At 41.6% G+C, this 13,813-nt stretch carries 10 protein-coding genes and 1 riboswitch; of the genes, 8 read left to right on the forward strand and 2 right to left on the reverse strand.

Annotated elements, in window-relative coordinates; genetic code table 11:
* Nucleotides 1-60 precede the first annotated feature (60 nt).
* From V7K98_RS06510 to argC, 3 genes are all read left to right on the forward strand, one after another.
* Nucleotides 61-1,317, forward strand: a complete 1,257-nt coding sequence (locus V7K98_RS06510) for a hypothetical protein (RefSeq protein ID WP_335020088.1) — start codon at nucleotides 61-63, stop codon at nucleotides 1,315-1,317.
* Between the two features lie 140 nt (nucleotides 1,318-1,457).
* Nucleotides 1,458-2,963 carry a glycerol kinase GlpK gene (gene glpK, locus V7K98_RS06515; protein ID WP_335020006.1) on the forward strand — a complete coding sequence of 502 codons (1,506 nt, stop codon included), beginning with the start codon at nucleotides 1,458-1,460 and terminating at the stop codon, nucleotides 2,961-2,963.
* 35 nt (nucleotides 2,964-2,998) lie between these two features.
* Nucleotides 2,999-3,991 (forward strand): N-acetyl-gamma-glutamyl-phosphate reductase, encoded by a 993-nt coding sequence (gene argC, locus V7K98_RS06520; protein WP_335020008.1) that lies wholly within the window; start codon nucleotides 2,999-3,001, stop codon nucleotides 3,989-3,991.
* 115 nt (nucleotides 3,992-4,106) lie between these two features.
* On the opposite strand, the gene V7K98_RS06525 is transcribed toward argC, so the two are convergent.
* Nucleotides 4,107-5,105, reverse strand: a complete 999-nt coding sequence (locus tag V7K98_RS06525) for a DUF1350 family protein (protein WP_335020009.1) — start codon at nucleotides 5,103-5,105, stop codon at nucleotides 4,107-4,109.
* 528 nt (nucleotides 5,106-5,633) lie between these two features.
* Here V7K98_RS06525 and V7K98_RS06530 point away from each other — a divergent pair.
* Together V7K98_RS06530 and V7K98_RS06535 are read left to right on the forward strand one after the other, a co-directional pair.
* On the forward strand, nucleotides 5,634-7,472 hold the full coding sequence (locus V7K98_RS06530; protein ID WP_335020011.1) for an alkaline phosphatase family protein: 1,839 nt from the start codon (nucleotides 5,634-5,636) through the stop codon (nucleotides 7,470-7,472).
* 274 nt (nucleotides 7,473-7,746) lie between these two features.
* Nucleotides 7,747-7,946: riboswitch (cyclic di-AMP (ydaO/yuaA leader) on the forward strand.
* A 161-nt stretch (nucleotides 7,947-8,107) separates the two neighbouring features.
* Complete coding sequence (locus V7K98_RS06535) at nucleotides 8,108-9,379, forward strand: glycosyltransferase (protein WP_335020013.1); 1,272 nt, start codon at nucleotides 8,108-8,110, stop codon at nucleotides 9,377-9,379.
* Between the two features lie 80 nt (nucleotides 9,380-9,459).
* Here V7K98_RS06535 and V7K98_RS06540 read toward each other — a convergent pair whose 3' ends face one another.
* Nucleotides 9,460-10,140, reverse strand: coding sequence for a hypothetical protein (locus V7K98_RS06540; RefSeq protein WP_335020015.1), 681 nt, complete (start codon nucleotides 10,138-10,140; stop codon nucleotides 9,460-9,462).
* Nucleotides 10,141-10,758: 618 nt separating this feature from the next.
* Between V7K98_RS06540 and V7K98_RS06545 the strand changes: the two genes are divergently transcribed.
* From V7K98_RS06545 to V7K98_RS06555, 3 genes are all read left to right on the forward strand, one after another.
* Nucleotides 10,759-11,985 (forward strand): RNA-guided endonuclease InsQ/TnpB family protein, encoded by a 1,227-nt coding sequence (locus tag V7K98_RS06545; protein WP_335020017.1) that lies wholly within the window; start codon nucleotides 10,759-10,761, stop codon nucleotides 11,983-11,985.
* A gap of 260 nt (nucleotides 11,986-12,245) precedes the next feature.
* Nucleotides 12,246-12,887, forward strand: a complete 642-nt coding sequence (locus V7K98_RS06550) for a hypothetical protein (RefSeq protein ID WP_334862924.1) — start codon at nucleotides 12,246-12,248, stop codon at nucleotides 12,885-12,887.
* 10 nt (nucleotides 12,888-12,897) lie between these two features.
* Nucleotides 12,898-13,704: a pentapeptide repeat-containing protein gene (locus V7K98_RS06555; RefSeq protein ID WP_335020019.1), complete on the forward strand. Its 807-nt coding sequence runs from the start codon at nucleotides 12,898-12,900 to the stop codon at nucleotides 13,702-13,704.
* The last annotated feature ends 109 nt before the right edge of the window (nucleotides 13,705-13,813 follow it).

Below are 13,813 nucleotides of genomic sequence, written 5' to 3' on the forward strand. Positions count from 1 at the left end.
CATCAGAGACGTTTATCTACCTTGCCATGATCCGGATCATGGTGAGGCGATTGGCATAAAATTTTACTCCTCAAAACTTTTCAAACACCCTCTAATGCTCAAACTCCGGTAGCTGAAATATCCAAGCTATCTCAAGAAGTTTCTGTGCTTCGGAAACAAGGCCCAAGCGGGTTACAAGTATTTCTCAAATCTCATGCTAATACCCTAAATATAAATTCTTCAAATGCAGTCATACCTTCCCCTACACTACGAATAGCTTTAGATGAACTCTGCCAGCAACGAGATTGTTATGCTTCTCGTCTGTACTGGTATACTGACATAGAACAAGCTAAAGCGGCTGCCAAGACCAGTGGTAAACCTATTTTATCTCTGCGGTTACTGGGTAGGTTAGATCAAGATTTGAGTTGCGCTAATAGTAGGTTCTTTAGGGTAGCACTGTATCCAAATAGTCAAATTTCCAAGCTGCTTCAAGACCACTTCATTTTACACTGGCAATCAGTGCGTCCTGTACCCAAAGTAACTATTGATTTTGGCGACGGACGTAAGTTGGAGCGGACAATTACAGGCAATAGTATTCACTATATATTAGATGCGTCGGGTCGTCCAATCGATGCAATTCCAGGGTTATATAGTCCCAAGGAATTTTTGCGTCAGCTACAGCAGGCTGAAGTCGCGGTAAAAGATTATAGTAAACTGGCCCCAAGCGATCGCGAGGCTTTTTTAAAAAAATACCACAGCGATCGCCTAAATTCTATCCAAGCCCAATGGGTTGCAGATTTATCCCGCCTGGGTATCCAGTCTCCCCCTAAGTTAGTGAAAATTCCCAGCAATCCCAGTCAGCCACCGACAGCAGCAATAGCAAGTTCTCTTGCAGTTTCTAAGATGAGAGTTGAAACGCCAATGCTGAGTGCTTTGCAGTCTGATGCTGAACGGAATCAGAATGCCTTGGCTAAAATTACCGATCGGGAAGTTTGGAACAAAATCGCTCAACTCTATGCCACCGATGTCAAGCTAGACCAAAACAGCATCTCTTTAATCAGAGCTAAAAAGTCTCAGTCTGCCAACACTGAAGAAGATAATTTGCCGATAATAGTGAAAAATTTTGAAACCACAATGGCTTTAGATACAGTCAGAAATGAATATATGCTACACACCCAAATTCATCAATGGTTTATTCAAGATAAGCAAACAAGGAGTGTGGAAGCGCTAAATGAGCAAGTATATACCCAACTATTTTTAACTCCTAGTTCTGACCCTTGGCTAGGGCTTTTTCCCAGCGACAGCTACAGCGCTATTGATAATGATGGCATCCGTTAGTTGAGATGCAATTTAAGCGCAACACTATGTAAACAGGGAATTCAAAATGTACACAAAGTAATGTATATGTGATTTAATGCGGATTGCTAAAATAGGAATGCCTGCGGCGGGCTACGCCTACGCGGTATGTCAAAACACTTATGCACAGCAACACAACTCTATCGTCGGGCTACATCTTAGCGCTGGACTTAGGTACAACAGGCAACCGCGCCTTTGTGTTTAACGCAGACGGCAAGATTGTCGGGCAGGCATATAAAGAATTAACTCAGTATTATCCTCAGCCCGGATGGTTAGAACACGATGCTCAACAAATCTGGGAAGATACGTGTTGGGCGATGCAAACGGCAATTGAGAATGCCCAGATTGTTCCATCTGCGATCGCAGCTTTGGGATTAACTGTACAGCGCGAAACCTGTTTGATTTGGGACAAAACCACTGGTAAACCACTCCACAAAGCGATCGTCTGGCAAGATCGCCGGACTGCTCCCCTTTGTCACCAGTTGCAAGAGCAAGGCTATGCTGATGAAATTTACGATCGCACCGGATTAATTATTGATGCTTATTTTTCTGCTACTAAGCTCCGGTGGCTATTAGACAAGGTTACAGATATTGACCTGAACAATGTCTTAGCAGGTACTATTGATACCTGGATACTGTGGAATCTCACAGGTGGAAAAGTCCATGCTACTGACCACAGCAACGCCAGCCGGACAATGTTGATGAATCTTAAAACCTGTGAGTGGGATGAGAATTTACTTGAACTATTTCAAATTCCGGCTCATATTTTGCCCCAAATTCAGCCTAGTTTAGGAATGTTTGGAGTTACTGATGCTACCTTGTTGGGCGCTGAAATTCCCATTACTGCTATCTTGGGGGATCAACAAGCTGCTTTATTTGGTCACGGCTGCGATCGCCCCGGTTTGATGAAATGTACTTACGGAACTGGTAGTTTTTTGGTAGCTCACACAGGTAATGAAATTGTGCGATCTCATCATCAACTTATTTCCACAGTGGCATGGACACAAGCAAATGCAAGTGGAGCATTGAATGTAGGCTATGCCCTTGAAGGTAGTATGTTTACCAGTGGAGCTTGTATTCAATGGTTGCGCGATCGCCTGAAGCTGATTAAAACTGCTGCTGAAAGTGAAACGATGGCCAATCAGGTAAAAGATAATGGCGGAGTCTACTTTGTCCCTGCATTTAGTGGGCTGGGCGCACCCTACTGGGATATGAGTGCTAGGGGAGCCTTTTTTGGCATTACCGCCAGTGTACAACCAGAGCATCTAGTACGCGCCGTGTTGGAAGCGATCGCTTACCAAGTTCTGGAGGTGGTGCAAGCGATTAATGCAAGCAGTACTCCCGTTAGACGATTAACCGTAGATGGTGGTGCTTGCGCGAATGATTTTTTGATGCAATTCCAAGCTGATGTATTAGGTATTCCAGTTGAACGGCCGATAATGCGCGATACAACCGTTCAGGGTGCAGCATTTGCAGCAGGTTTAGCTGTAGGATTTTGGGAGAGCTATGAAGCATTGGTGCAGCAACGGCAAATTGAGCGTGTGTTTGAGCCGGAGAGCGATCGCCCATTATCCAACTTTGCTACTTGGCAAAAAGCAGTTAAACGCACTTTAGCTTGGACAGAGTAAAGACAAGCAATAACAAACTTTGCTATTTTCGACACATGATTAAACCTAAGATTTTTATTGATGGCGAATCGGGAACCACAGGCTTACAAATTTACTCACGTCTCAATCAACGGGATGATATTGAGTTAGTTAGCATTGAAGAATCTAAACGTAAGGATGCAACTGAACGAGCCAAACTAATTAATGCCGTCGATGTTGTTATTCTCTGCCTACCTGATGATGCAGCCCGCGAAGCTGTTAGCTTAGTAAGTAGTAATACGGTTAAAATCCTTGATGCTAGTAGTGCCTATCGCACAGCTAATGGCTGGGTATATGGCTTCCCGGAACTCAATCCAGGACAGAGAGAAAAAATCGCTAACGCCCAGTTTGTCAGCAATCCAGGCTGTTATCCCACAGGATTTTTAGCCTGTATCCGTCCCTTGATTGCTAAGGGAATTTTAAAAAGTAATTTTCCTATCACCATTAATGCAGTATCGGGTTACTCTGGTGGCGGAAAGAATCTCATCAATCAATACCATACCTTCCACGAACAGCAAGCCGGAGGCGAGTCGCTATATCCATACAGCATCTACGGTTTGCAGTTTGGGCATAAGCACGTCAAGGAAATGCATTATTATTCAGGGTTAGCATCGCCGCCACTGTTTGTACCGTCAGTAGGGGATTTTGAGCAAGGGATGCTAGTTCAAGTGCCTTTGCCACTAGGAATTTTGGATAATCCACCATCTGGTGAGGTAATCTATGAAGCGATCGCTAATTACTACCAAGGTGAAAAATTTGTGCAGGTTGCTCCATACCAAGATTCTACTCTGCTGCGAGATGGAATATTTTTGGATGTGATGTCTACGACGGGCTACACCTACGCAATTAAAGGTACTAATATTGTTCAGGTTTTTGTATTCGCCAATGATACTACCAAAGAAGCATTGCTAGTTGCTCGTCTCGACAACTTAGGCAAAGGCGCATCAGGAGCCGCAATCCAAAACCTAAACATTATGTTGGGCTTTCCAGAAGAATTGGGATTGTTATGAAAAAGCATTAGGGAATTGGGAATTGGGAAGAAGCACTTTTACTCCATGCCCCATGACCAATTCTCCATTCCCAATGCCCAATGCCCAATGCCCAATCCCCAATGCCCAATTCCCATTATTTTGATTCTTTTTTTAGTTCCTCAAGCAATTGAATTACATGATGCTCAAAGCCTCTATTTCGATCTTGAACTGATTCAAGCAAAGGTTTATCAAAAATATTAATGACGTTCTTACCTAATTGAATACCTAAAGGTTTTAAATGTCCACCCTCTAAAGTTGCCAGAAATTCTTGAGGTGGTTTTTTCAGAATTTTAGTAAACCATTCACAGGTTGATTTAGCAATTTTATCAGACCGAAAACAGACTAAACCCATAATATTAAATAGTCCACTATCCTTAATTAAATTCTTGGTTTCTTTAGGGGTTGGTTTCACACCCCAACCAAGATTATCGATGATATCCGCTAAAAATTGAGGACGAATTGCACTAGCTGTATCGCTAATATCAGGTGCTAAGAGGATAGAAACTTGCCCTCTAATAAACACACTATTAATTGTAACTTTACGACCTACGTAAGTGTAAATTAGTTTCTGATCTTCTACAATTTTTCGTTTAAGCTCCTCAACGAGAATATTAATATCTGCAATAACACTTTTTATCTGTGACTCATTGGAAGTAGAAGATAGCAGATTCCGAATAAACTTTTCTCTATCTTGAGGCTCTGGAGGTAAAGCAGTAAATCCTTCTAACAGTGAGATATATTTACAGCCAAGGCTATGTCCAATCCAAGAAAAGTTTTTATCATTTAGATAAGCTTCATAATCATATCCTTCCACACTTGCCATCCTCACAAGCTCTGGCAGAATTTCATACTGCTCTCTCATGAGAAAACCCGCTTCTACATAATGGTCAAATGTAAAATTAAACGGTAGAAGAATAATGGTATATCCCTGCTCAAATAGAGATTGAAGCAAATGGCGATAAAAAAGCATGGGTGCAAATGTACCAAAGAAAGCCCCTGCAACAAATTGAATTACTCCTTTAGGCTGTGGATGCAAAGCAACCCAACTGTGAGAAACGGGTTTAAATCTCAGTTTTAAATTTGTATTAACCATGACGTTAGCAATGAGTCTATCTGATTTGGGTAGGTGTATACTTAATCTCCAAACTGATGTTGCTGCTTTTCGGATTCTTTAGGAGATATTTTTCCAAAACTGAGATGCTCGGTTTAATAACATAGTAAACATCTGTAGCTCTCAAAGCATTTATGAAGAGAGATATTTCGATTATCAAATAAAGTTTGCTTATAGCATTTCCCGATCAAATCAGGTACATCATAGCCCCCTCTCGAAGAACCTACTGTGTATACACAAGTCGTATTACCCCCCTTAATCCCCTTATAAAGGGGGGTAATAATAAATATTGTTCCCTCCCCTTTATAAGGGGAGGGTTAGGGTGGGGTAAGATTTACGCCTAAACCCAAGCGAGTAAACTATTTCAGACTTGTGTGGCAGGCATCTAAATCTATTCTGGTATGAAAAAATTAGTATTCCAGTTAACACGTAATAAAGCTTGATACATGGTTAAATTAAATACTAAAGCCCGGAAAAGCCAGAAATATCTATATTTGGAGATGTAGGCGGATGGTTTTACTTAAGATATATAAGACTTTTCTGATAATAACTACTGTTACGCTCATTACAGTATTGGCAGTTTCAGGGTTTGCTAAGACAAAACCTCAACACAATGTAATAATTTTTATTACAGATGGATTGCGACCTAGTAAAGTTAATGCTCAGGAGACTCCTAATCTTTATAAAATTCGCCAACAGGGTGTAAGTTTTGTCAATAGCCATTCGCTGTTTCCTACTTTTACTACCGCTAATGCTTCTGCGATCGCAACTGGACATTATCTCGGTGATACTGGTGATTTCAGCAATACAATTAATGTTGGCTTTCCTGTCAAAAGTGCCAGTAATAGCCCCGTACCTTTCTTAGAGAATAATGCTGTTTTGGGAGAAATTAGCCAACACTTTGATGGTAATTACTTAAACGAAGAAAGCCTATTAGATGCCGCACGTGAGGCGGGATTTAGTACCGCCGCCGTTGGAAAGGTTGGGCCAGTATTAATTCAAGATGTTACTCAACGAACGGGTAAATCTACAATCATAATTGATGATGCCACGGGTTCTGAAACGGGAATTCCTTTGAGTTCTGAAATAGCTGAACTGTTAACAAAAAATGATATTGCCTTAAAATCTCCAACGCGAGGAGATAATGGTAAATCTGGCAACAGTAAAGCACCAGGCACGAAAGTCGCTAATATATTTCAACAACAATACTTTGCCGATATAACTACAAAAGTGCTATTGCCTCTATTCAAACAACGGCAAAAACCTTTTGTTTTAATTTATTGGTCACGCGATCCAGATGGAACTCAGCATAACCAAGGTGATAGTCTAAACACTCTTACTCCAGGGATTAATGGCCCTACTTCACTTGCAGCCCGTCAAAATGTTGATAACAATCTCGGTCAAATCCGCGCCGTTATCAAACAGCTAAATTTAGAAGCTTCTACAGATATTTTTGTGACAGCAGATCACGGTTTTTCTACAATCAGCAAGGAGAGCAAAACCAGCTACTCAAAGACACTTGATTATCCAGATGTTATGAAAGGATTTTTGCCATCTGGTTTTCTAGCTATTGATATTGCTCATGGTTTAGGATTGCCTTTATTCGATCCAGATAAGCAAAATATTGCTGTCGATCCAACTCAGGGTCAGTTTTCTAAAAATGGTTTGATTGGTAAAGATCCGAATAAACCTGATGTATTAGTGGCTGCTAATGGTGGTTCAGATTTGATTTATTTACCTAATAGTGCAAATAACAAAACACTTGCTAAACAAGTTGTAGATATTCTATTGAAAGAAGATTATGTTAGTGGTTTATTTGTAAATGATACATTAGGCTCGATTCCAGGGACTTTACCCTTGAGCGCGATCGCGCTTAATGGTAAATCTCACCTTCCTACCCCTGCGATCGCAGTAAACTTTCGGACATTCGATACTGGCTGCGGCGACCCAACTGCTTGCGGTGTGGAAGTTGCAGACACTTCTTTGCAGCAAGGACAGGGAATGCATGGCTCTTTTAGCCGTGCTGATACTTACAATTATATGGCTGCGATCGGCCCTGACTTTAAGAAAGCTTTTGTAGACCGAGTACCAGTGAGTAATGCTGATGTACCAATTACCTTGGCTAAGATTTTAAATTTGAAGACTCCCCATCAAGGAAAACTTATAGGTCGTGTTTTAAATGAATCTTTGGTCAAAGGAGCCAAAAAAGTTTCTTTTAAATCTAATACTTTGACATCTCAACCAAGTACTAATGGATTAAAAACAATCTTGAAGTATCAAACTGTTGGCTCAACTCGATATTTTGACGTTGCTGGTTTTGCTGGTCGTACACTCGGTTTAGCAAAATAGTACGCCATTGGTATATTTAAATCTTTGAAACTCTCAAGATTATTTCATTGCTATAAACTAAATAAAATGTAGCAATAAACATCAGTAAGTTTCTTCTTGAGAGTTTCTCAACAACTCCAACTTTCCCTTACATTTGATTCTTCAAAGCTAGTTACAATGTGATTTGAGGTGATTAGCATCACCATTTTTTTGTTCGTACTCTTGACATAGTTGATGACCAAAGGTTATAAAACTTTAAGAAAAATAAATCAGTCTGCCTAATCCACTACATTCCCAACAAAGTTTTCTAAAGGGTAAACCGGAGCGGAGGAACCAAACCTGGGGCGTATTTTGAAGAAAGTTAAGAGTTAATAGTGAGGAGTGAGGAATTAATAGTTAGTAAATTCATAACTCAATAACTCATAACTTTCTTAAAAAGGACATCTCTCAGTCCTAGCCCGTCAGCTAACTTCGTCGGCATTGGGAGGAGATTGAACGAGCAGCATTCTTAATAAGTAATGTCTTGTTCTCGTCAGTGTCCTTTGGCTGGTAGCTTTGCGGTTCGTTGTGCCTGCCCTCGGCCTTGAGAGAGGATAATAATATCTTGATTTCTGGCGTTTGAGGCAGGATTGTTTACCTTGAGGTGAAAATCAGCTATGTTCCAGAATAAGAAACATCGCATTGCCCTAATTTCTGTTGATGGCGACCCTGCGGTTGAAATTGGTCAAGAAGAAGCTGGTGGTCAAAATGTTTATGTGCGTCAAGTGGGTTATGCTTTAGCCCAGCAAGGTTGGCAAGTGGATATGTTCGCTCGTCGTAGTAATCCTGAACAAGCTGCGATCGCTCAACATAGTCCAAACTGTCGTACTATTCGCTTAAAAGCTGGCCCGTCTGAGTTTATCGGGCGAGATAATTTATTCCAGCATCTACCTGAATTTATCGAAGAATTCCAGCAATTCCAGCAGCGCCAACAGTTTCATTACTCCCTCATTCATACCAACTACTGGTTATCATCTTGGGTTGGTATGGAATTGAAAAAGCAGCAACCCCTGATTCAGGTACATACCTATCATTCTTTAGGAGCCGTTAAATACAGAAGTATTGGTGATGTTCCTGTAATTGCAGCCCAGCGATTAGCTGTAGAAAAAGCCTGTTTAGAAACTATAGATTGTGTAGTTGCAACCAGTCCACAAGAACAGCAACACATGCGGGTACTAGTTTCCAGCAAAGGGAACATTGAAATGATTCCCTGTGGCACCGATACTGACAAATTTGGAGGAATTCAGCGAAGTGCAGCGCGAGAAAAGTTGGGAATTGCACCAGATGCGAAAATAGTTCTCTATGTTGGTCGGTTTGACCGCCGTAAAGGAATTGAAACCTTAGTTAGAGCCGTTGGCAAATCTAGATTCAGGAGTGAAGCTAACCTCCAGCTAGTAATTGGTGGTGGTAGCCGTCCAGGTCAGAGTGATGGAATAGAACGCGATCGCATTGCTAGCATCGTTACTGAACTCGGATTGGAAAATTGTACAACCTTTACCGGTCGCCTAGATGAAACTGTTCTGCCCTTCTACTACGCCGCCGCCGATGTCTGCGTAGTTCCCAGCCACTATGAACCTTTTGGTTTAGTTGCTATTGAGGCAATGGCTAGTAAGACACCAGTTGTAGCTAGCGATGTTGGCGGATTGCAGTTCACTGTTGTACCAGAAGTCACAGGATTACTTGCGCCTCCTAAAGATGAAGTAGCTTTTGCTGCTGCTATAGATCGTATTCTTGCCAACCCAGCTTGGCGAAACGAGTTAGGTGAAGCGGCAAGGCAACGGACAGAAATCGCCTTTAGTTGGTACAGTGTAGGGTTCCGACTGACTCAACTTTACACTCGTTTGTTGGCTCCAACTGCACCCAATACGCGAACCCGGATTGCAGCTTAATTTTTATAGTTATTAGAGCAGAAAGCCAATCAGTAGCAAGGTTCCTGAGTCACCTTGCTACGTCCTTACTTCTGTGCTATTTAAGTTGAGGGATCTGGAATGTGAACAAATTCTTCCCATCTTTCAATTTCTTCATCTTCTTCATCCTGAAGGTATTCATAACAAGTTGAAGCATTACTGATGTTGAAAAGTTGAGCAAAACCAGAAAACTGTCCTACTCCTTGGAACACTTCATCATAAGGCAACTTGCTAATATCAACATCGTTTTTACGTGCTTGTAAGCGTTGCAATAATTCTAGGTTTTTTTGATAGATTTTTTCACGTTCCTCTTTAGAGAGAACTGTCAAAACTTTAGCAATGTCTTCAATAGTTGTTTGATTATTTGGTAGTTCAGTTAGCAAATCGGCAAATACTTCAGGTTTTCCCCGTAATCTTTCTTTCTCTTCTCTAGATACAGTTTCAAAATAGTCTGGATCTGAACTATATTCATCAACCAGTTTATGCTCTAAATAATAGATGTAATCGAAAAGATTGTCATCATAAAGAGTAAGATAGAGCAAATGTCCAGGAAATTGCTGGGCGATCGCAGCAGCAATATTAGAATCATACCCTAGTCCTGAAGGATAGACGCTAATCCAACCGTTAATACATGGAGAAATCAAAAACTTCTGTTTTTCTTGTGCAGCAAGGCTTTTTACAATTTCTGCCATTTGCTCAGTGTCGGTTGAGCGAATGTGAATAGAACCGTAAGAAGTGCCCATAGAAATTTTGAAGGATATGTGACTATTTGAGTTTACCCATCATTTGCTTTAAAAGACTCAAACCCTGCTACTGCTTGCGCTACGTAACTGTGGACAAACACAATAGATTAGGATTAGTGAATAGCCTATTATTTGCTGCTTTCCAGTCAAATCACTTCTTGTCTACTTTGTCAATATGTAAATCCTAACACTGTCAGTTTCATTGGCAGCATTTTGAAGATATTGGCACAAGTTCAGCGAACTTTTTCCGCTTCAGTTTACCTAAAAACTTTTTTGTCACATCAACTTTATCAGTAAATCAGACTAGTTAGGCATTGCAAGCAGCGATTTGTGCGTAATAAAGCTTGTACAATTATCAAGGCGGTTTTTACTGCCAGAATACTTCTCAGGTGTAAAATTTATCGACAGCAAAATTTTTATAAGGAAAATGCTGAAAACCCCTGAGAAATAGCAACGCAGTTGCGTCCAAAGTACTTCAGGCAGGAGATGAAAGCTAATTGAGTCCTTCTCCCAAAGGGAGACGCTGCGCGAACAGGACTCCGTGAAGTTTTGTTCTGACTTGATTGTTGGTTTATGTAAATCATAGTAACATAAGACTGTGGTTAATTGGTCGATGCCATGATTGTCTACGAGTTCAAAGTTAAGGGTAAGGAAAAGCAGTATTGCGCTATTGATGACGCTATACGTACCAGCCAGTTCATTCAAAACAAGTGCTTACGCTATTGGATGGATAACAAAAATATTGGCAGATATGACCTCAATAAATATTGCGCGGTATTAGCTGCTGAGTTTCCCTTTGCCGATGAACTTAATTCAATGGCTAGACAATCTGCTGCTGAACGTTCTTGGAGTGCAATTGCTCGGTTTTACGACAACTGCAAGAAGAAGGTTAAAGGTAAAAAGGGGTTCCCTAAGTTTAAAAAACATTGTCGCTCAGTTGAATATAAGACTAGTGGGTTTAAACTTTCCACCAATCGTAAAGCGATTACTTTCTCTGACAAGAAAGGTATTGGAACTTTGAAACTAAAGGGAACCTACGACCTTAATTTCTATAACATCAAGCAAATCAAGCGCATCCGGTTAGTACGTCGTGCTGATGGGTACTACGCTCAATTTGCTGTCGATGTTAATTTAGAAATTGAAAATCAACCTACCTTACAAGTAGTTGGTATTGACTTGGGATTGAAGTACTTCATTGCCGATAGTTTTGGCAATGTTGAACCATCTCCCCAGTTCTACCGGAAATCTGAGAAAGCTTTAAATCGTGCTAATCGCAAAAAATCCAAGAAGTTCAGCAAGGAAAGAAAAAAAGCCAAACAACGACAATCTAACAATTACCACAAAGCTAGAAATAGGTATGCTCGTAAGCATTTAAGAGTAAGTAGGCAACGAAAAGAGTATTGCAAAAAATTAGCATATTCCGTCATCCAATCTAACGATTTGGTAGCCTATGAAGACTTGAATGTGAAAGGGCTGGTTCGTAACCGACATCTAGCTAAATCAATATCTGATGCTGGTTGGTACACTTTCCGACTGTGGTTAGAATATTTTGGGCATAAATATGGGAAAGTCACTGTTGCCGTGCCTCCCCATAATACAAGTCAGAATTGTTCTAATTGTGGCGAGAAAGTGAAAAAATCTCTGTCTACAAGAACCCATGTTTGCCCTCATTGTGGCTATGTGGCAGATAGAGATTTAAACGCTAGCATCAATATCTTGAGATTAGGACTGAGTACGGTAGGGCATACCGGAATTTACGCTACAGGAGATTTGCCCTCTTGGGCGGTTGGCGCAAGCCTGTCGTCTAACGGCGAGTCTGTGAATGTAGAATCTCCGAGGCTTTAGCCCGGAGAGTGTCAAACTTTGTATTTTTCCATCCTTTACTTGGGCAAAAATGCTCCAAGTTAGGCACTGATATATTACCCGATGTGCGACTTATTGTTAAAACCACACTTCCATTCCTCTCCCCGAAAGGTCGAGAGGCTTTGATTCCTGCTCCCCTTCCCTCGTAGGGAAGGGGTTGGGGGTTAGGTCTGAGAGTAAAGTTGCACACGACGTTATATTGCAATAGATAACTTTTACCCTTATGACTGGAGAGCAAAATCTTGGGAATAGAATTACGCAGTTTCGTATTTCTCGACAGCCTGCAACCTCAACATGCAGCATATATGGGAACAGTAGCCCAAGGCTTCTTACCATTACCAGGGGATACATCACTGTGGATTGAAATCTCTCCTGGTATCGAAATTAATAAAATTACAGATGTAGCCCTGAAAGCGGCCTCTGTCCGTCCGGGAGTCCAGATAGTCGAACGACTCTACGGACTATTGGAAGTTCATTCTAGCTCCCAAGGTGAAACGCGGGCTGCTGGTCAAGCCATTTTAGCGGCATTGGGAGTCCGAAAAGAGGAATGTCTGAAACCGCGTGTTGTTTCTAGCCAGATTATCCGCAACATCGATGCTTACCAAACACAACTTATTAATCGCACGCGACGGGGACAGCTACTACTAGCAGGACAAACGCTGTATGTATTAGAAGTGGAACCTGCTGCTTACGCCGCACTCGCTGCCAATGAAGCTGAGAAAGCAGCATCGATTAATATCCTTGAGGTTCAAGCTGTAGGAAGTTTTGGACGGCTTTACTTAGGTGGACATGAGCGAGATATTCTAGCAGGTGCGGCGGGAGCGTTAACAGCCATTGAAAATGTAGCTGGTCGGGCAAATCCTCTAGGTGGTCGTCAGGAGTAAAGGAGAAAAAATGGCAAATCGAGAGCATCTAGCTTTACTGAAAGCAGGTGCAGTTACATGGATTGAGTGGAGAAAGAGAAATCCTCAGATTCAACCAGACCTCAGCGCCGCAAATCTGCAAGGGGATAACTTCAGAGGCGCAAACCTCCAGGGGGTAAATCTGAGAAAGGTAGATTTAGGTAATGCTTTACTCGTCCGAGCAAACCTCAGTGGTGCCGACCTTAGTAGTGCCAACCTTCACAAAGCCTTGCTTGTTGAAGCTAACCTGAGTGATGCTAACTTGAGTGTTGCTAACTTGAGTGGTGCTATACTTACGCAGGCAGATTTGAGTCATGCTAATTTGATTGGAGCCGACTTGAGTGAGGCAAATTTGAGAGGCGCTGCGATCGCTCATGCTAATCTAATTGGAACTGACCTAAGAAGCGCTAACTTGAGAGATGCCGATTTAGGGACAGCGAAACTAATCCGCGCTAATCTCTCTTTTGCCAACCTGATTGAAGCTAACTTGATTGAAGCTGACCTCAGCGAGGCAACTTTATATGAGGCGGAAGTATTGGGGGCTTATCTTTATAAAACTGACTTTTACAAAGCTAATTTAAGTAAGGCTCGCTTCAGTGGTGCTTACCTATTGCGGGCTAACTTAACTGAAACTGACTTGAGCCAAGCTGACTTGAGTTGGACTAACCTAAGAGACGCAAATTTAGCAGGAGCAAACTTAGCAGGAGCAAATCTTAGAGGAGCCGACCTGAGAGGAGCTAACCTCATCGGTGCAAATCTTCAGAAGGCAATTATGCCTGACGCTTCAAGGCACGATTAATTAACAACAAAGAGCAATTAACGTTGTACTTATTGATATAGAGACGCGAAAGCATTGCAGCAATTTCGCTTCATAACCCCTACTAGTCTGTCAAGCTAGTAATGAAAAG

It is taken from the genome of Nostoc sp., from assembly GCF_036917435.1.
Lineage (GTDB): Bacteria > Cyanobacteriota > Cyanobacteriia > Cyanobacteriales > Nostocaceae > Nostoc.

Coding starts and splice junctions, on each gene's coding strand:
- V7K98_RS06530 (WP_335020011.1), top strand. CDS start 5,634: ATGGTTTTACTTAAGATATATAAGACTTTTCTGATAATAACTACTGTT.
- V7K98_RS06545 (WP_335020017.1), top strand. CDS start 10,759: ATGATTGTCTACGAGTTCAAAGTTAAGGGTAAGGAAAAGCAGTATTGC.
- argC (WP_335020008.1), top strand. CDS start 2,999: ATGATTAAACCTAAGATTTTTATTGATGGCGAATCGGGAACCACAGGC.
- V7K98_RS06555 (WP_335020019.1), top strand. CDS start 12,898: ATGGCAAATCGAGAGCATCTAGCTTTACTGAAAGCAGGTGCAGTTACA.
- V7K98_RS06535 (WP_335020013.1), top strand. CDS start 8,108: ATGTTCCAGAATAAGAAACATCGCATTGCCCTAATTTCTGTTGATGGC.
- V7K98_RS06525 (WP_335020009.1), bottom strand. CDS start 5,105: ATGGTTAATACAAATTTAAAACTGAGATTTAAACCCGTTTCTCACAGT.
- V7K98_RS06540 (WP_335020015.1), bottom strand. CDS start 10,140: ATGGGCACTTCTTACGGTTCTATTCACATTCGCTCAACCGACACTGAG.
- glpK (WP_335020006.1), top strand. CDS start 1,458: ATGCACAGCAACACAACTCTATCGTCGGGCTACATCTTAGCGCTGGAC.